Raw genomic sequence first — 18,203 nt, forward strand, 5'->3', positions numbered from 1 at the left:
CGAGAACCCATGCTCGTGTGACGCCGCATGACCGGGCGGACCATATCACGGCTTCGCGTGGTGACCCATCGACCGTCGCGCTCGAAGACCCTCGATGTCGGCGCCGTCACGGGTTGATCCATGGACCGCGGATGCAGCGCGATCTGGCCGCGGGTAGCATCCACCGGTGCACCGTCGAGCCTGGCTGCCCGCCTCCCTCCTCGTCTTCGGCCTCGCTGCGCCGATGCTCAGCGTCGGTGATGGGGTGACCGGTGCGGTCGCCCACGCGGCCCCCACCGAGCCCGGTGAGCTTCAGCAGCCCCTCGAGACCGATCAGAACTGCCAGAGCTGTCACGACTTCTTCACCCCGGACGATCTCCGAGCAGACGGCGGCCCCGTCGACCCCTGGGCCTGGAGCGGATCGACCATGGCGAGCAGCGGCCGCGACCCCGTGTTCTGGGCGGGGTTGGCCGTGGCCAAGGGCGACCACCCCGAGGAGACCGAGGAGTGCGTGCGCTGCCACGCCCCGCGGGCCTTCCTCGACGGCCAGGGCCTGGTCGCGAGCATCGACGAGCTCACCCTCGAGCAGCGCGAAGGGGTCAGCTGCGACGCCTGCCACCGCATGCTGGACGACGGCGAGACGCCGGCTGGCAACGCGCGCTACGCCCTCGCCGACGCGGCCATGGGCGATCCCGTCCCCCGCTTTGGGCCCTGGGACTACGACCCCCTCGGCCCCTCGCCCCAGCACCCCTGGCAGCAAGACACCGCCTTCATGCCCAGCTCGCGGATGTGTGGGACCTGCCACGACGTCACCACGCCGCGCGAGCGCGTCGACGACCAGGGCGTCGGGCTGGGCGTGGAGTTCAACGAGCAGCGGACCTACAGCGAGTGGCTCAACAGCGACTTCGCCGAGCCCGGCTCGGACTTCGCCAGCTGCCAGGACTGCCACATGCCGGTCATCGAGGGCTCGATCCTCGGCTGCAACATGTACGCGGGGGCGCCCCACCAAAGCGGCGGCCGTCGACACGTGCTCGTCGGCTCCAACGCGCCGGTGCTCGAGGTGATGAAGAACCTCTACGGCAGCCGCGGCACCGGAGAGGTCGACGACGCGCGCATCGACCAGTCGATCGCGTGGACCGAGGCGTTCCTGCGCGAGGCCGCGAGCTTGACCGTCGAGTTCCCCGACAGCGTCGACCTCGAGGCCGGCCTGCCCTCGCTGCCCGTGACCGTGACCAACGAGAGCGGCCACAAGCTGCCCACGGGCTACAGCGAGGGCCGGCTGATGTGGATCGAGGTCATCGCCAGCTACGGCGGGGTCGAGGTGTGGACCTCGGGGCGCTGGGACGAGGCGACCCGGACCCTCGAGGACGACGCGCAGGTCCGCCGCTACGAGGGCATCGCCCAGCGCTGGAGCGACGGGACCCGCAACCACCTGCTGCTCAACGACCACTGGGCCCTCGACACCCGCTTGCCGCCCAAGGGCCTGAAGGCCGACTTCGAGACCGACCCCGTCGGCGATCGCTACACCCTCGACGCCGACGACACCTGGCCGCACACCGACAGCGTCGACTACAGCTTCGACGCCGCGAGCGTCGACGACCAGACCCCGGCCAGCGGCGACGACGACGAGCTCAGCGTGCAGGTCCGCCTGCGCTACCTCATCAACACGCCCAGCTACCTCGAGACCCTCTACGAGGACAACCGCATCAACGACGCCGGGATCGAGCTGGAGGCGGCCTTCGACGCCTTGCCCGGCGGCGGGCCGCGGGTGCTGACCATCGCCGAGGCCCAGGCCAGCGTGCCGCTCACCGGCCTCGCGGGCACGGGCGAGACCACCGACACCGGCGAGAGCGAGTCGTCCGGCGACACCAGCGGGAGCGACGAGATCGGCGACGAGGCCGAGAGCGACTCCTCCTTCCAGGACGACGGGGCCACCGACCAAAGCGGCTGCGCGTGCTCGAGCGAGGACCAGGGCCAGGGCCCCGGCGAAGGCGCCCCGCTCTTGTCGCTGCTCGGCCTCCTGGGCCTGCTCGGCCTCGTGGCCCCGCGACGCTCCCGCGGCTAGCCCGAGAACGCTCCGACGTCCGGGGCGCCCTCGTCCTCCCGGGGCGTGCCGGCCTGGTGGGGGACGTACTCCCACGTCGGCGCCACTGCCCCGCCGGGCAGCGCCTCGCCCCCGTCGACGAGCGGGCTCCCCTCGTCCGGCGTGAACAGCTGCCCGTCCACGTCCTCGAAGCCCGGGTCGCTGCCCAGGGTGTTGCCCATGTCGTCGACGCTGCCCTCGAGCTGACCGTGGGTGGGGACCCAGCCCTCCATCAGGTAGTTCGAGGCCATCTCGACGGCCCCGCTGCCGTCGCTGATCGCCAGCGCCCCGGGACCCGCGGTGGTGTAGACGACGTTGTTGCGGGCCTCGCAAGACTCGCCGTTGGACGACAGGCGCATCCAGGTGGTGTTGCCCTGGCGGGTCGAGACGATGGTGTTGTGGTGCAGGTAGAGCGTGCCCTTGCGGTAGTAGCTCTCGTCGCCCAGGTCCCCGCCGTAGTGGATGATCTGGCTGTTCCCGGCGCCGTCTGGCTCGACGAGCACGTTGCCGTAGACCTGCGTGGTCGCGTACTCGGGCATGTCGACGAGCTCTTGGTGGTCGCTCTCGACCAGGTCGAGCTGGCGGTTGCCGGCCTCGATCCAGTTGTAGCGGACGACGGTCCCCGCCGAGCGGTCCTTGAGGTTGTTGCCCGGGCAGCTCGGGCACGGCGGCCCGTAGTGGTTGAACTCGAAGGTGATGCGCGCGCTCTCGGTGTAGCTGTTGTGCTCGTAGATGCTGCCCGAGGTCCCGTTGTCGTGGACGTAGTTGCACTCGACGTGCACGTCGGCGGACTGCGAGCCCGTGAAGATGCCGTTGCCCGACCAGCTGACCTCGTTGCCGCGGAAGGTCAGCTCCGAGCCCCACTCGACGTAGAGCGCCGCCGCGTTGCCGGCGTAGGTCTGCGGGCTGCCGTTGGCGTCGGTGAAGCCGTGGTCCTCGTGAGCCTCGCGCAGGTCGAGGTTCTCGATATGGATCCAGGCCGCGGCGTCGCCACTCGGCGCGCTCGCGCCTCCGATCTTGATCAGCCCTCGCTGCTCGTTCCAGTAGTCGAGCTCGGCCCGCGTCTTGGCCCCGTCGCCCGAGATCACCGGGAGCTGCCCGCCCTCGGGCACGCCCGTGACGACGATGGGCGCGTCCTCCGTGCCCACGCTGTTGATCACCCACTTGTCGCGGTAGGGCTCATCCCGCCAGTGGATGCGCACCAGCGTCCCCGGGCCCACGCTCTCCCAGGGGACCGCCGAAGGATCCTCGTAGGGCTGGCCCGGGCCGACGTCGTAGACGTCGACGAAGTCGGCCTCGTCCCACTCCGTGGGCGCGCAGGGGTCCCCCTCGGGCGGGTCCCCGCCGGTGCCGGTGTCGGTCTCGGACTCGGTGTCCGTCTCGCTCTCGGTGTCACTCTCGCTGTCCGTCCCCGTCTCGCTGTCCGTCCCCGTGTCGGTCCCCGACTCCGAGTCCGTGCCCGTGCCCGCCTCTCCCTGGGTGTCACTCTCTCCGATCTCGTCGGAGCCCGAGCCGTCGTCTCCGCAAGCGGAGAGCACCAGCACCGAGCACGCGAGCGAGACCAAGCCACGCGAAGTCCAAGTCATGGCGCGATGATACGTCAGGGCCGGCGGGCTCCGGTCGACACCGGGCGTCAGCGCAGCGGCGGCGGCTCGCGGAGCAGCGCCGCGTGCAGGCGCATGCGCTCGGCCTGGGCCGGGCTGAACACCGGCTCCGCGACGAGCATTGGCTTGGGGGCCATGAGCGTGCCGTCGTCCGTGTCGTCGAGGCGGTCTGTGATCCCGCTCGCCTCCATCGAGTGGTAGAGGCCGAGGTAGTGCCCGAGCTCGTGGGCGAGGAGCTGGGCCTGGGCGTCGAGGGGGAAGGCGGTCGGGCCCAGCTCGGCCTCGGCGCACGCCCGCCCGCGCAGGAACACGCCCGCGCCCACGGAATCCTGGGCGGGGATCCGTGGAACCAGGCCGTCGAGCGTGGTCTGGCTCCCGAGGGCTGGGTGGACGTGCTCGAGGCAGCCCGCGAACACCACCTCGACCACACCAGGCTCGCCGCCAACATGGGGCGCGAGGGCGCCGGGCTGCCCTTCAAACCAAGCTAGCGCCGTCGGCAAGGCCTCGTCGTTTGTGGAGTCGTCGAGCACGAGGGCGACGCCGGCCGGAGCGAAGAGCTCGGACACCGCCTCGACGAGGGCCTCGGACTCGTCCGCGGAGGACCACGACGAAAAGGACCCGTGACTGAAGCGCAGCGGCACCTCGACCTCGCTCGGCACCGCCGGCAGCTCTCGAGCCCACAGGCGCACCGAGCCTGGCGGCGTGTCCTCGCTCGGGCGCGCGCGGGTCAGGGTGTCGCAGTCGATCGCGCCCACGCGCAGCTGCGTCGGGCCCGAGCTCGCTGCGGCCGCGTGGTGCACCCACAGCCCCTCCCCGGCGATGACCGAGAAGCGCTCGGCACAGCTCACGCACGACGGCCCGCTCTCGAGGGCGCCGACCCAGGCCTGCGCCTCGTCCTCGAGCAGGGCGATCTGGGCGCAGCCCTCGACCTCGGCGAACAGCGCGAAGCCCTGGCCGTCCGCGTCGAGGGTCAGCGCCTCGGTCAGCAGCTGGTTGTCCTCGGGGGCGAAGGCGAACTCGCCGACGAAGGTCCACGCGGACGCGTCCCGTGGCGCCTCGGCTTCGTCGACGCAGCCCGCCGGGGCGATGCTGAGCGCGAGCGCGCCCAGCAACGCCCCGACGGGGGTCTTTGCTGCCCTTCGCTCCCCAACGAAGGTCATCGCATCAACTCGGAAGCGGGCACGTAGCGGCCGATGAGCTGGCGCAGCTCGCTCGAGGACTCCGCGTGGAAGCGCTCGACCAAGATGGCCGTGGACTGCTCCGACGACTCGGCGCCCAGCCAGGCGATCAGCTCGCCCCGCACCGCAGCAGACGGCGCATCGCCCAAACGCTCGGCCGCCCAGTCGAAGTCCTCGCCCTGCGGCGGACCGATCTCGCGCAGGGTCCGGACCACCGACTTGGCCGTCGCGACCTCGACCTCGCCCTCGAGCGCGGCCTGCAGGTGCGGGCGCGCCTCGTCGCCCATGTTGCGCATGGCCTCGGCCGCCTTGGCCCGGACCGTGGGGTTGGCGTCGCCCAGGCTCTCAGTCAGCTGCGGCATGAACTCGGGGTCCCCCGCGTTGCCCATGGCCGCCAGCGCGGCGACGGTCTCGCCGTGGGTCTGCGCGTCCTCGAAGGCCGCGCCGATGCTCTCGCGGGCGAACTGCTTGGTCGCCGCGTCGCCGTTGGCCCCGACCACCCCGAGGGCGAGCAGCCCCGCCGAGCGGGCCGTGTGCTCCCCGTCCTCGTAGTACATCTCGAGCAGGCGGTGCCCGACCTCGAGGGTCGGCGCGGCCCCGGACAGGGCGACCGCGGCCCGGATGCGATCGTTGGGTCGCTCGGCGCCGAGCAGGTTGGTGAGGTGCCCGCGGGCGTGGTCGGTCCCGGCGAGCTCGAGCACCCAGAACACCGACGAGCGGCCGACCTCGGACAGCGCGTCGCCGTCGAGGCGGGCGACGAGATCGTCGGCGAGGCTCGGGTAGGCGGCGAGCAGCCCCGCGAGCGCCCGGGCCTGGCTCATGGTGAAGGGGTCGAGGGAGCCGGCCAGCTGCTCGTAGAGCGCCAGGGCTTCGTCCAAGCTGGCGGGGGCCTCGGGCAGGGCCGAGCCCTCGGGCTCCTCGACGGCAAAGGGGTCCATCGCCGCGAGCAAGCCTGCGGCCGCCGGCGCCTGGAACTTCGAGTCGTCGCGGACCAGCTGCGAGCGCTGATCGAGGTCCGCCCGGACCTCCCGGCCCACGCGGATCTGCACCCGCTCGCGGACCTTCGAGGTCTGCACGCCGTCGGGGCCGAAGGTCGCCGAGGCCGTCGAGTGGGGCACGGCGATGCTCATGCCGAAGGTCGCGAGGCCCTCGTCGTCGTAGTAGTGGACCTTGTCCCGGACCACCTCGCCGTCCGAGCGGGTGTACTGCGCCCGGTAGCGGCCGAGGGCGTCGGTCTGGTCCGCCTCCCAGGAGTGAGTGCGGGGTTCGAGCACGTGCTCGTGGGTCCGCAGCGCGTTGGCGACGAGGCGCCGGGCGTCCCCCGACCAGTTCGCCGGGAAGCGGAACTCGGCGATGCGGCACGAAGCCGTCAGGTCGATCTCGAAGGTCGCGTCGAGGGGCTGGTCGACCCGGTCCTCGGCGTTGGCCAGCTCCTGGCGAAGCTCGACCTGCGAGAGCGCGAGCTGCAGGGAGGTCCGGTCCTCGGTGCTCGAGACCACGCGGGCGCTCAGGACCGCGGACAGGTGGTCGGCCTCGGACAGCGCGGCCCCGTCGGCGTCGCGGGCGGAGACCGTCGAGCTCAGCGCGTAGGCCAGCTGGGCCCCAGGCTCGAAGTTGCAGCCCAGCTCAGCCCCCGCCATGGGGGCGCCCCCCGCCTCGACAGAGGCGGAGGGCTCGGGCGCCGACGCCGGGGCGGTGGGGCTCATCAGGAAGTACGCGGCTGCGACACACAGGATGGAAGAGCCCGCGAGGGCTCCGGCGACGGCGGGTTTCATGGGTTCAGGATCTCCGTGGCGAGGGTGCTGCGCTTGACCAGGGTCTTCTCGATGGGCTTGACGTTGAACTTGACGATCGAGACCGACTTGGACTTCTTGAAGAAGCCGATCTTGAGCTTGCCGACCAGCTTCAGGTCACCCTGGAGCGGCTGGAAGATGAGATCGAGCTGGGTGTTGGCGTAGGCGAGGAACTGCTCGATCCCGTTGCGCCCGACGGCCAAGGTGGCCGAGAGCGGCAGGTCGAGCTGGGCGATGATCAGGTCCAGCTGCACGCCCGCCGAGGCGATGCCGACGCTGACGCCGCCAAAGGCGCTCGCGGTGAGGTTGGCCGTGGGTCCTGCCACGGCCTCGAGGACCACGCAGCCTTGCAGCTCCGACTCCCCGGTGTCGAAGGTGTTGCCGCTCAGCTGCTTGTAGAGCGGAGCCAGCAGCACCTTGCGCAGGAAGTCCTTGAGGAACTGATTGGAGATGCCGGCGATCTTCGCCTCGATCTGGGCGATCGCCGCCTCCTGCTGGGCGCGCTTGGCCAGGACCTCGTCCGAGGGCAGCGGCATGAAGGGCCGGCAGCCCTCCTCGCCCGTGAGCAGGTTCGCGCTGCCCTCGGCGAAGATGCCCACGGCACCGCCCGCGCCCAGGTCGAAGCTGACCGGGACCGGGCCGAACATGAACTTGGCCTTGACGATGGTCGTGCTCTTGCTGAAGGTCACGTCCTCGCTGACGGTGAGGCCGTCGGCCTCGTCGGCGTAGGTGTAGATGTCGTTGTTGAACAGGCGCAGGCCCATGTCCACGGACTTGGCCCCGGTCAGGGGCGCGTCGAGGATCGCGTGGGCCTTGACCAGGTCGAGGGTGAAGCTCTTGCCGATCTTGCCCTTGACCGTCAGCCGGGCCTCGGAGTCGCTGAACACCCCGTCCAGGCCGACGCTGTTGTCCGTGGCGAACAGCGACTCGAGCTTGATGCGGCTGTTGCCGTGGGAGGACTTGCTCTCCTTGCCGAAGCTGAACGCCGCCGCGCCGCTCTCGACGTCGCCGTCGGGGATGAGCAGGACGTCGAGGGTCTTGCACTTGGGCCCCTCGTCCTCGGCCCGGAACTCCTCGAAGTCCGTGTCGAAGCAGCTGCGGACCACGAAGGCCTCCTCGCCCAGCCACTGCTCCGGGTCGAGGACCGCGTCGTAGGCCTCGCCGTCGAGGAACAGGTCGTGGGCGATGACGTTGGCCGTGCCGGGCAGGAGCTCGGTGACCACCGCCTCGTCGACCTTGCCGCCGTCCTCGCCGATGCTCAGCGGCAGCCAGGTCTCGCCGTCGTTGGCCGCGCTGATGGTGTAGCTGATGTGCAGCGGCGCGGGCAGGTCGTCGATGGTGTCGATCTGGTCGGCGGGGCGACCAAAGCGGAGCGCCTCGGCGATGTCCGGCTCGCTCTCGAGCAGCTCGGCCGGGATGGTGTCGGGGTTGACGACCGACTCGTAGGGGTCGCGGCCGTTGAACACGAGCAGGTTCTGGGCGACCAGGATGGGGTCGGCCTTCTCCGGCTCGCCCTCCGTCGGCAGCTCGAGCGGCGGGATCACGCCCACGGAGGACTCCGCGTTGAGGGCGGCGAACTCGATGTCGACGCTCCCGTCCGGGGTGAACTCCAGGGGGAACTCCTGCACGCAGCCCTCGCAGGCCGCGTTCGCGGGCTCGTCGGCCCGGGCCTGCGACAGCACCAGGGGCTCGATGAGCGGCTGGTCCGCGGCCGGGTCCATCTCGATCTTCAAGGTCACGTCGCCGCCGGCCAGGTTGGCGCAGTTCGTGGGCGGCCAGATGAAGCCGCTGAACTCGTGCTCCTCGCCGTCGCCGACGATGTCGAAGAGCATGCCGTTGGAGCTGCAGCCCGCCTCGTCGGGGGCCTCCGGGTCGACGAAGGAGACGACCACCGGCACCGACTCCGTCGGCACCTCTCCGTCGACGCCGCTCGACGCGGTGACGCCAATGGTGATCGGGATCCGCTCGTTGACGTAGGCCGGGGCGAGGTCGCGGCCGAGCTCGACCTTGGTGACCTGGACCGCGCGCAGGTCCGAGTCGCCGGTGTAGGAGGAGTCGGGCGAATCGTCTTCGGTGCAGGCGACGAGGTTGAGTAGGGTCGCCAGACCCAAGAGCGTGGCCGCTCGGCGGTGCATGGGTTTTGAACGTGTATTCATATGCTCGTAGTGATTTGCTGTAGGGGCTTCGAAACGCCGTCTTTGGCGGACGAGAGGGAGTATGGGAGCGGCTGTGATGCGAGCCACTCGACCGGCTCAGTCGCTCCCATCGCGACCGTCGATACCGGAGCGCAAGAGCCATCAACGCGGCGATGGCTGGCCATCAGCGCCCACAAAAACGCGGCGACTCGTCGCCTGTGAAGGCGAGTCATGTCCTTCCCAAATGGCCGTGAACCCCCTTCTCGATCGCGACCGCGACAAGCATGTCTCGGTGCTACGCTGCCGTGATTCATGGACGACGCGATCCAAGCCCTGCTCGCGGGGCAGCCGATGCCAGACGGCATCGAGGTCGAAGGCGCTGCGGACTGGGAGCGCACCGATCTGGCGAAGGGGATCGTCTTTGTCCACGCCCCCTGGAGCGCCCCCGCCCTCGCGCAGTTCGCCCGGCTGCGGCGCGGGCTGACCGAGCTGGGCTGGCGCGGGCGCCTGGTCGTCCTCGACACCGACGCCCTCGGCGTCGACGCCTTTTGTGCGCTCTTCGACCGGCCGCCGCGGGGCGTCGGCGAGGCCGCCTACCTCCGAGACGCGGCCGTGGTCGCGACGAGCCTCGGGCCCGCGGGCATGGACGCGATCTTCCACGAAGCCCGAGCCGACACCGCGCTCACCGGTCCAAGTTGAACCGTCCGCCGCGGCCGAGAGACCAGCGCTCTGGCATGACGACCTACAGACTCTCTTCCTCCACCGCCCTCGCCCTCAGCCTCGCCTGCTTCGCGTGCACCGGCCCGGGGGACGACGAGGACTCCGGCGACGAACAGGGCGACACCGCTGGGGATACGACCGAGACGGACTCTGGCGCCGAGGACTCCGAGACCGACACTGGCACCGAGGACTCCGAGACCGGCGCGGACGACACGACAGACACCGGCGAGGGCAACCAGGGCTCGTGCGGCGAGGTCACCGTGACCGTGCTGCGCGATCTACAGACGGCGCCCAACACCTTCGAGCTCGGCGTCGAGGCCATGCTCGCCAGCGCCGTGGGCAGCTACGCGGGCACCTTCTCCTGGTACGCCCCCGACGGCCCCTACACCGCGGACGCAGCTGGGACCAGCGCCGGGCTCGAGTTCGAGGTGCGCTACGAAGGCGGCGAGGTCCGGCTGGTCGAGTACGCCCTCCACGGCGAGCTCCCCGAGGGTCAGCTCGGCGGCGAGCCGTGCAGCAACCGCGTCGAGGTCGACGCCGTCCTCGACTTCGCTACCGACGACGGACTGTTCGCGGAGCAGGCCGTGGCCATCGAGCTCCGCGCCTCGGCCCTCGGCAGCCAGGCCCTGAGCTTCCGCCACGAGCTCGACTTCGAAGTCCACGCCGGCGAGCTCGCCGAGGCGAGCTTCGACCTCGGCGAGACCGGCGAGCTGCGCATGGTCCAGCTCGGCGCGAGCTTCCAGGGCGAAGGCGGAGGCGCGCCGGCGGTCGCGGCCAGCGGGAGCCTGGCCATCGAGGTGCTCGAGACCGAGCTCGACTTCGTCGGCTTTGGGCCGGTGGCCAGCTACTTCGGCCTGGCCGAGGGCGTCGAGGACCTGTGCGGAGGCTGCGGAGACGGCGAGCTCTGCCAGGCCTGGGGCGACTTCGGCGAGAGCAGCTGCGAGGGCTTGCCGGCCGTGTGCGAGGCCGAGCCCAACTGCGGCTGCGTGGGCGGGGCGGTGTGCGGCGACGCGCTGCTCGCCTGCGTCGAGGGCGAAGGCGGCACGGTCTCGATGGTGATCTGCGCCGGGCCCTGAAGCCCGCGCGTCTCGTACTCTGGGGGCGGACACCGACAGCCCCCATGCGCAAGCTCAGCGAATTTGCGAACCAGGCCCACGCCGAAGGCCTCGTCGACGCCCTCCTCGTGGCCGAGATCGACAGCGAGGTCCGCGGCGAGGGCCCCCACGAGGTCTGGGTCCACGACGACCGCCAGCTCGAGGCCGCGCGCGCGGCCCTGGCCCGCTTCGACCCCAAAGCCAACGCTGGAGCCGCGCGCTCGGCCCGAAAGATCCGAGCCGAGCGCGCCCAGGCCAACGAGCGCGCGGCCCGACGCTCGGTCGCGGTCGGCGAGCGCTGGCGCGGGAGCGAGGAGGGCTGGCCCCCGCTCACCCTGCTCCTGATCGCGGGCTCGATCCTCGTCGCGTACTCGGCGGGCTTCGACAACCCCCTCGGCGACGAGCTCGTCCAGGCCCTGAGCATCGAGCCGTGGCTGTCGACGAGCTTCCTCGGCCAGGTCCGCGCGGGCGAGCTGTGGCGGCTGGTCACGCCGATGTGGATTCACTTCTCGCTGTTCCACATCGCCTTCAACATGATGTGGCTGTGGCGTCTGGGCCGGGCGATCGAGTCTCGCCACGGCACGCTCGCGCTCTTGGGCCTCGTGCTCCTGGCCCAGGTGCCCTCGGGCCTCGGCCAGTACCTCGCGAGCGGGCCGAACTTCGGCGGGATGTCGGGCGTGGTCTACGGGCTGTTCGGCTTCGCGTGGATGCAGTCGCGCTACGACCGGAGCCGCGGCTACGTGCTCGGCGACGATCTCGTGGTCATGATGATGCTGTGGTTCGTCCTGTGCCTCACGGGCATCGTGGGGCCGATCGCCAACGTCGGCCACGCCGGCGGGCTGATCGCGGGCCTCGCCGCAGGCGCGCCGGCCTACCTCGCCCACCGCCGGGCCCACGACGAGAGCCCGACCTTCGGGTCGGGGGCCTGGGCCAACACCCTCCGGGGGCGCCGCCGTTTCGTCCGGCGTTGGCTGACCCCCTACGCGCCGCTGTGGTTCCTCGGCCTCGCCCTCGTCGGCGTGGTCGTCGACTTTTGGCCGAACTGAGTCAGCCCGGGCTCGGCTTCGGCTCGTCTGAGCTCTCCTGGCTCCCCGACGCGGCCTTGTCTTGCTCGAGGGACAACCAGTGCTGCGCCGTCGCCCGTAAGGCATCCCGCAGGCTGTAGATCGACTCCAGCGACTCGATCGGGTGCTTGGTTTCGTTCTTGTCGGCGTCGAAGGTCCCGACGTACTTGCGCGTCCGGTTGAAGCGCAGCCGACACAGCGGCCGACGGTTGTTGTCATCCACGAGCACCGCGAAGTAGGACTTGCTGTCTCGATAGGTCACCCGCTCGGCCGGCAAGACGTCGCACACGATGGCTTTGACGATCCGGTAGCCCTCGAGCTCCTCCTCCGTCGTCACGATGCCGTCGTTGTCCACGCTCGCCTGGGTAGGCTCTTCCCTGGGCCCCTCGCCTCCCTCGACGCGCACCTCGCTCGGGGGCTCGTGCGCCGAATCGTCGGTGCTCGCCAGCGCCGACCGCAGCCGCGCGCCGACCCGGTCGTTGATGAAGCCGTGGAGGGTACGCTTGACCAGGCGCGAGAACTGCTCCTTCGCGGACGCGACAAAGCGGCCATTTGGATTGGCCTGCTGAAAGAAGAACTTGACGAGCTCTTCGTCTGGAGACTCGAGCTGACGCTCGAGGGTCGCTCGAATCTCGCGCATGTACTTGAGGTCACTCGCCGCCTCCAACATGTTGTCGAGATCAAAGCTCGACTTCGACAACTTGGCGACCTCATTGATGAGGCTCTCCCGCAAGTTCATCAAGTCCAACTCGAGGAAGGGCTTCTCGTCCATCTTGTTGCTCTCCTCGAGATCCGAGTAGAAGCGGTACGAGATGCCGTTCGTGAGCACGGCGATGCGAGCCTTGGTCACGGTGAAGTAGCGAAATAGCTGGCTCGAGTGGCTCAGATTGAGCTCGGCCTGAACTCTCTTGGCTTCCACGAGCATGACGATGTCGTCGCCGCGCTTGATGACATAGTCGACCTTCTCCCCCTTCTTGATTCCAACGTCAGCGGTAAATTCGGGGATGACCTCACTGGGGTCGAAGACGTCGTACCCCAAAGCGGCGATGAAGGGCATGACCAACGCGTTCTTGGTCGCCTCTTCAGTCTCCAACATGGCGCGGGTTTTTTCGGCCTTTTCGGCCAGGCTCTTGAGTCGTTGTTCAAAGCTCATGCATCGACCTCGTATCGTTGGTGCAGAGCCCGGGATGATACGGGTTCACTCCTCCAGACTCACTGTGCCGGCGGGCCGGCCCAGTAGCACACAACGCGAGGTCGGGCTTCGAATTCCGCGAAATCGCGCCCGTGCGGGAACTCCGAAAGTGTCCATTTGACACCATTGTGGGGCGCGGTCAGCTTGAACGCTCCCCCTTTCGGAGGTCCCCATGCTCGCAGCAATCGCCGGAGACATGGTCGGCTCGGTGCACGAGAAGGCCCACATCAAGCGCATGAACTTCGCGCTGTTTGGCCAAAACAGCAGCTTCACCGACGACACGGTGCTGACCGTGGCGGTCGCGGACGCGCTGGTCCAGGACAAGCCCTACGCCGAGCGAATTCGCCACTGGGCCCAGGCCTACCCGCGCCGGGGCTACGGGGGGATGTTCCGGGAGTGGATGGCGCGGGACGACGCGGAGCCCTACGGCAGCTACGGCAACGGCTCGGCCATGCGGGTGAGCCCGGTCGGCTGGGCCTTCCACCGCAAAAAAGAGGTGCTCGACGCGGCCATGGCCAGCGCGGCGGTGACCCACGATCACCCCGAAGGCATCAAGGGCGCCCAGGCGGTCGCGCTGGCCATCTTCCTCGCGCGCAAGGGGGCCGACCGCAAGGCGATCCGCGCGGAGATCGAGGCCATGTTCGGCTACGACCTCGGGCGCAGCATCGCCCGCATCCGCCCGAGCTACCGCTTTGACGTGACCTGCCAGGGCTCCGTGCCCGAGGCGATCATCGCCGCCCTCGAGGCCACCAGCGTCGAAGAGGCCATCCGCCTGGCCGTGTCCCTGGGCGGCGACGCGGACACCCAGGCCTGCATCGCTGGCGGCATCGCCCAGGCGCGCTTTGGCGAGGTCCCCGAGGAGCTGCGCGCCGAGGTCCTCCGCCGCCTCGACGAGCCCATGCGAGCGGTGCTCCGGGCCTTCGAGGTCCGCTTCGGCTCGACGGGCTCGGGCTTTTGAGCCGCGAGTTCGGCCCCACGCCGCCCGAGCTCGAGCCGCCCCGATGCTGCCCAGGCAGATCTGCTCGGGCTCGTCCGCAGTCACGCAGCTGCCCGACACCTTGGTCCCGCCCGCGGGGGGGGTCGGTCCGCCGGGTGATCTCGAAGAACCCGCAGAAGATCCTCGGTGCCAGATTAAAACTCCATCTTGTGCGTCATCGCGGCTGCTGGTGGGGGCAAAGGCGATGGCGAGGTCTCGATGAAACACAGCCAGATCATGACAATCGCACTCGGCGCCGCTTTCTTGCTCGGCGCATGCGACACGGGAACCACCGTCGACACGCACTTTCGCAGCGAGGAGTGCTTCCGCCAGCAGCAAGCCCGCATCGCCGCGGAGTGGCTCGACGAGGTGCGCGCGGAGTTCGGCCCGCAGACCGTTCAACAGCTGAGCACCAGGGAGTCGCGGGCACAGTTCATCCACTACGTCCAGACCGTCGCCGCGCAGTGCCCCGACTGCACGCGCTCGAACACCCTCGCGGCGCTGCTGGGGCCGGCGTCCGAGCTGGGCAACTACCCGCCGGTCTACAAGCACTACGGCCAGGGCTTCCTCGACGCGGCGCAGCACTGGGAAGTGGCGGGCTCCGACGCCTGCGGGGCGCCGGCGATCGCCGTCGCGGCGTGCGAGTCCCCCTTCCAGGGCCTCGGCCTGGCCGGCTACGAGATCGGGTCGTGCAACTCGGCCTACGGCGGCCTGCCCGTGGCGGACAGCCAGAGCGACGACGACGCTGGCGATGGCCCGGGCTCCCCGGGCGAGGGCAACTCCGAAGGCACGCAGGGCGGAGAGGAGGACCCCGAGCTCCCCGCCGAGACCGAGGAGAGCGGGGACGTCGACGACCCCTACCCGTGGCCCTGCTCCCCGCCCTACGAGCCCTGCCCGACGGAATTCCAGGTGCTGTGACGCGACGCAGGGTCGATCGCCAACACCCAGCAGAGCTTCCCCGAACTCGGCCCGAGCTCAGGCTGCCCCGATCCCGGGGCAGACCGCCTCGGGCTCGTCCACGGTCACGCAGTTGGCCGACACGCTCGTGCCTCCCGCGGCGGGGAAGCCCGGCCGGCGGGTGATCTCGAACTCCATGTTGAAGTTGAGCTCCACGCACTCCTCGGACATGTCGTCGAGGGGGTCCTCGCTGCTCTCGTCGGCGTCGGTCAGCAGCGCGTAGCAGACCTTGGCGCCCTCGGGCAGGCGGTAGCCGCCGATCTCTGGGTCGTTGGCGTAGGGCCCCCACTCGCCCTCGCGCTCGCACTCGACGATGGCGTTGACGGTGCCGTCGGCGAGCTCCTCCTCGACCTCGCAAGACGGCTGGATGAAGGGGACCTCGGGCTCGGTGTCGGCGACGCAGCGGCCGTAGCAGGCCGGCTGGATCTGATCGCGGATGCGGTCGGCGATGGTCTCGAGGGGGCCGGTGTAGTCCGCCCCGCAGATCGAGAACATCTCGCCGCCGAAGGCCTCGACGACCTCGCGCTGGCGCACGGGCGGCACGGCGAACTCCCCGCTCGCGCCCTCGCAGCCCGGGCCGATGCCGAAGTTGGCCTGCTGCTCCGGGTCGAGGGCGTCGGCGTAAACCACCTCGCCGTTTTCATCGACGCCGCCGATGAGGGTCACGATCACGTCCTGGTCGGGGTTGAGGGCCCGCTTGGCGTTCTCGATGCCGGCGAGCTGATCGACGAAGCGCGAGACCGGGAGCAGCACGGCGTCGTCGGGGTTGCCGGTCGGGGAGCCGTCCTCGGCGTAGTTCACCGCCACGCACTCGTCGTAGCTCGACGGGTCGCCCGCGCAGTCGACCCCCGCGTTCCAGCACAGCGCCGAGGTCGGGAAGGGCTCGTCGGGGTCCTCCCAAAAGGTCTTGCTGCCCTCGGCCTCGAAGATCGACGCCCAGTCCTTGTCGTAGGAGCAGTCGGCCTCGTCGGAGATGGTGATCACCGCGAGGATGGCCGAATCGCGCAGGAAGCCGTAGTTGTCCTCGCCGGGGTTTTGGGCCCGAGCCAGGGCCAGGTACATGGACTCGAGGGGGCTCTCGAAGCCGCAGCCGTTGATGCCCTGGGGCGCGAGGCAGGCGAAGGCCTCCGCGGTCCCCAGGCCCCCGCCGACGTTGGACTGGCCCTCGATGCGCTCGAGCCAGGGCCGCGGGAGCTCGGCGTCGTCGACGAAGGAGAAGGTCGGGAGCAGCTCGATGCTCTCGTGGTCGCAGATCTCGAGGCAGGCCTGGACCTGAGCGTCGACGGGGTCGCCGGCGCCCTCGAACACGAAGTCGCCGAGGCGCTCGCGGCACGAGCTGGCCACGAACTTTCCGCCCTCGGGGGTGGTCTGGCCCGGCGGGCACCAGGGGTTGCCGTTGTCCGTGGTCGTGACCCCGATGCGGTAGTTGGCCTTGACCGCGGGCTCCTCGAGGATGTCGATCATCGCGCCAAAGTTGGCCGCGAGGTTGGCCTGCTCCGCCGCCATCGAGCCCGAGTTGTCGATGACCAGCAAGATGTCGACGTCCTTGTTGACCGCGAGCTGGAGCTGGTTCTCCGCCTCGAAGGAACCCTCGAGCTCGACGGGCTTGACCCCGGCGTTGCAGCCCGCGGTGAGCAGCGGCGAAGCGAGGGCTATCGAAGAGACGAGGAAGCTGCGGACCCGACGCGACATGCCGGCAGTCTATGCCAAACACGCCCAGGTCTGCTCTGCGAGCGACGTGGGCGTGTTGGGTCCAGCTGAGAACTGGGCTCTCTGGCTCTGCCGCGGGTCTCAGCCGTCAGCGGGCGCGGGGGCCTGGTAGGGCTCGAAGCGCAGCGTGAAGGTCCGGCGGCCCTGGGCGTTGCGCTCCTCCACCTTGTCGGCGGGGATGGCCGAGGCCATCAGGGCCTCCGTCGCGCACTGGACCACGGCCTCCGGGGCGGTGGTATGGTCGGCGACGACCTCGATGGTCGACACGGTCCCGGTCTCGGGGTTCATGGCGTAGTCGATGGTCAGCGTGCCCTGGGCCTCGCGGTCGACCTCGGCCAGGTGGCGGCTGTAGCAGTCGAGCACGCCCTTTTTGGTCGCGCCGAAGGGATCGGCGGCCTGCTTCTTGCGCGAGCCCGGGGCGAAGTTCCAGGTGAAGGTCGCCTGGGCCCGGTTGGCGTCGGGCGGATCGAGGGCCAGCCCGTCGAGCTCGGCGGTGACGCACTCGGCGAGGCCCGAAGGCGCCGGCGCGTCCGCGCTCACGACGGACACCTTCTCGAGCGCGCCGGTCTTCTCGGCGACCTCGAACTCGACGACGACCTCGCCCTTGGCGTCCTCCGCCTCGGCCTCGAGGTAGCGGTCGTAGCAGAGCTCCACGCTCGCGGTCCGGGTCTCGACCAGGGCCTCGAGCTCCTCGGCGTAGAAGTCGGCGTCGCGCATCCAGGCCGTGCACCCGCTGAGCGCGGGCGAGACGACGAGGGTGGCCAGGGCGGCGATGGTCAGCGTACGCGCGGTCATCACTTGGTCTCCTCGGGGGTCGCTGCGGCCAGCTCGACGCTGAGCGTGACGTGGCGAGCCTCGTCCTCGGACCTGCCCGCGCCCACGGCCTCGAGGCGCCCGGCCTCGATGCCCTCGGTGGTCAGCTGGTCGACGATCTGCTGGGCCAAGCCCGCGCTGCGTTTTTTGTGGGCCCGCTTGCTGCCGCTCCCGATGCTCTGGGCCTCGACGCGCAGCGTCGTCACCTCGGGGTGCTTGGCCAGCCACTTGGCGAGGGCCTCGATGATGTCGGCGTGCTCGGGCGAGAGCACCCCGTCCTCGGTGAAGGTCAGCGCCTCGTCGACCCACACCGTCGTCGTCCCTTCCAGGCGCACCCGCGGAGGCGGAGGCTGGGGCACCGCCGGGAGATCGGCGATGGGCTTGGCCGGGGGCTTGGCCGAGACGTCGATGGGGAACTCGGGCTTCACCTCGACCACGGTGGAGCAAGCGAGGGCCTGAGACAGCCCCGCGACGAGGGAGAGGACCGCGAGGCCGCGAGAGAGGGAGGAGGCGAGACGCGTCATGATGGGTCCAGCGCCCGGATAATCGGGGCCGAGGGCCGGTCGCGCAAGGGCGCCCGCCATTGGCACGTAGCCGTAACGCTAGGAGCCGAGCGCGCAGCGGCCAAGCGGGCCTACTCACGAAATTCCCAAGCACGACACCCTCAACTGCGAGCTCCACGCTCACCCCCTCACCCAATCACGTCTCCGTCAAACGACGCCGTGATGCCCATCTCCCGTCAAACGAACCCCAAGACGCCCCTCACCCCCGCCAAGCGAACACTGAGACGCCCCCTCACCCCCGCCAAGCGAACACCAAAACGCCCCCTCACCCCCGCCAAGCGAACACCGAGACGCCCCCTCACCCCCGCCAAACGAACGCCCCCCTCGGGGGGCGACCACATG

At 70.1% G+C, this 18,203-nt stretch carries 14 protein-coding genes; 6 read left to right on the forward strand and 8 right to left on the reverse strand.

The window, feature by feature from the left end; translation table 11 throughout:
• The first annotated feature begins 166 nt into the window (after window positions 1-166).
• On the forward strand, window positions 167-2,044 hold the full coding sequence (locus PPSIR1_RS23370) for a multiheme c-type cytochrome (protein ID WP_006973632.1): 1,878 nt from the start codon (window positions 167-169) through the stop codon (window positions 2,042-2,044).
• Here PPSIR1_RS23370 and PPSIR1_RS23375 read toward each other — a convergent pair.
• Genes PPSIR1_RS23375 through PPSIR1_RS23390 form a run of 4 tightly spaced genes read right to left on the reverse strand, consistent with a single transcriptional unit; the run spans window position 2,041 to window position 8,772 of the window.
• The gene (locus tag PPSIR1_RS23375; protein ID WP_157595884.1) at window positions 2,041-3,648 is read right to left on the reverse strand and encodes a polysaccharide-degrading enzyme; all 1,608 of its coding nucleotides are present in this window, start codon (window positions 3,646-3,648) and stop codon (window positions 2,041-2,043) included. The two genes, PPSIR1_RS23370 and PPSIR1_RS23375, sit on opposite strands and share 4 nt — an antisense overlap.
• A gap of 47 nt (window positions 3,649-3,695) precedes the next feature.
• Window positions 3,696-4,826, reverse strand: a complete 1,131-nt coding sequence (locus PPSIR1_RS23380) for a zinc metalloprotease (RefSeq protein ID WP_157595885.1) — start codon at window positions 4,824-4,826, stop codon at window positions 3,696-3,698.
• The gene (locus PPSIR1_RS23385) at window positions 4,823-6,619 is read right to left on the reverse strand and encodes a HEAT repeat domain-containing protein (RefSeq protein WP_006973635.1); all 1,797 of its coding nucleotides are present in this window, start codon (window positions 6,617-6,619) and stop codon (window positions 4,823-4,825) included. Before PPSIR1_RS23385 ends, PPSIR1_RS23380 begins: the two co-directional genes overlap by 4 nt.
• Window positions 6,616-8,772 (reverse strand): hypothetical protein, encoded by a 2,157-nt coding sequence (locus PPSIR1_RS23390; protein WP_006973636.1) that lies wholly within the window; start codon window positions 8,770-8,772, stop codon window positions 6,616-6,618. Before PPSIR1_RS23390 ends, PPSIR1_RS23385 begins: the two co-directional genes overlap by 4 nt.
• A gap of 312 nt (window positions 8,773-9,084) precedes the next feature.
• Here PPSIR1_RS23390 and PPSIR1_RS23395 point away from each other — a divergent pair, with 312 nt between their 5' ends.
• The 3 genes from PPSIR1_RS23395 to PPSIR1_RS43610 are packed head-to-tail and all read left to right on the forward strand — an operon-like array spanning window position 9,085 to window position 11,632.
• Window positions 9,085-9,471, forward strand: a complete 387-nt coding sequence (locus tag PPSIR1_RS23395) for a hypothetical protein (protein WP_006973637.1) — start codon at window positions 9,085-9,087, stop codon at window positions 9,469-9,471.
• Window positions 9,472-9,506: 35 nt separating this feature from the next.
• Window positions 9,507-10,568: a hypothetical protein gene (locus tag PPSIR1_RS23400; protein WP_006973638.1), complete on the forward strand. Its 1,062-nt coding sequence runs from the start codon at window positions 9,507-9,509 to the stop codon at window positions 10,566-10,568.
• 44 nt (window positions 10,569-10,612) lie between these two features.
• A complete protein-coding gene (locus PPSIR1_RS43610) occupies window positions 10,613-11,632 on the forward strand; it encodes a rhomboid family intramembrane serine protease (protein ID WP_006973639.1) in 1,020 nt (339 codons plus the stop codon).
• 1 nt (window position 11,633) lies between these two features.
• Here PPSIR1_RS43610 and PPSIR1_RS23410 read toward each other — a convergent pair whose 3' ends face one another.
• Window positions 11,634-12,803 (reverse strand): type I restriction endonuclease, encoded by a 1,170-nt coding sequence (locus PPSIR1_RS23410; RefSeq protein ID WP_006973640.1) that lies wholly within the window; start codon window positions 12,801-12,803, stop codon window positions 11,634-11,636.
• Window positions 12,804-13,014: 211 nt separating this feature from the next.
• On the opposite strand from PPSIR1_RS23410, the gene PPSIR1_RS23415 reads away from it, so the two are divergent.
• Both PPSIR1_RS23415 and PPSIR1_RS23420 read left to right on the forward strand, forming a co-directional pair.
• A complete protein-coding gene (locus PPSIR1_RS23415; RefSeq protein ID WP_045116606.1) occupies window positions 13,015-13,800 on the forward strand; it encodes an ADP-ribosylglycohydrolase family protein in 786 nt (261 codons plus the stop codon).
• A 255-nt stretch (window positions 13,801-14,055) separates the two neighbouring features.
• A complete protein-coding gene (locus tag PPSIR1_RS23420; RefSeq protein WP_157595886.1) occupies window positions 14,056-14,736 on the forward strand; it encodes a hypothetical protein in 681 nt (226 codons plus the stop codon).
• Between the two features lie 57 nt (window positions 14,737-14,793).
• Here the strand turns inward: PPSIR1_RS23420 and PPSIR1_RS23425 are convergent, their stop codons facing one another.
• From PPSIR1_RS23425 to PPSIR1_RS23435, 3 genes are all read right to left on the reverse strand, one after another.
• A complete protein-coding gene (locus tag PPSIR1_RS23425) occupies window positions 14,794-16,467 on the reverse strand; it encodes a hypothetical protein (RefSeq protein ID WP_006973643.1) in 1,674 nt (557 codons plus the stop codon).
• Window positions 16,468-16,566: 99 nt separating this feature from the next.
• Window positions 16,567-17,280: a hypothetical protein gene (locus tag PPSIR1_RS23430; protein WP_006973644.1), complete on the reverse strand. Its 714-nt coding sequence runs from the start codon at window positions 17,278-17,280 to the stop codon at window positions 16,567-16,569.
• Entirely contained in the window at window positions 17,280-17,822 is a 543-nt protein-coding gene (locus PPSIR1_RS23435) for an OmpA family protein (protein WP_006973645.1), read from the reverse strand. Before PPSIR1_RS23435 ends, PPSIR1_RS23430 begins: the two co-directional genes overlap by 1 nt.
• Window positions 17,823-18,203 lie beyond the last annotated feature (381 nt).

Source organism: Plesiocystis pacifica SIR-1 (assembly GCF_000170895.1).
Lineage (GTDB): Bacteria > Myxococcota_A > Polyangia > Nannocystales > Nannocystaceae > Plesiocystis > Plesiocystis pacifica.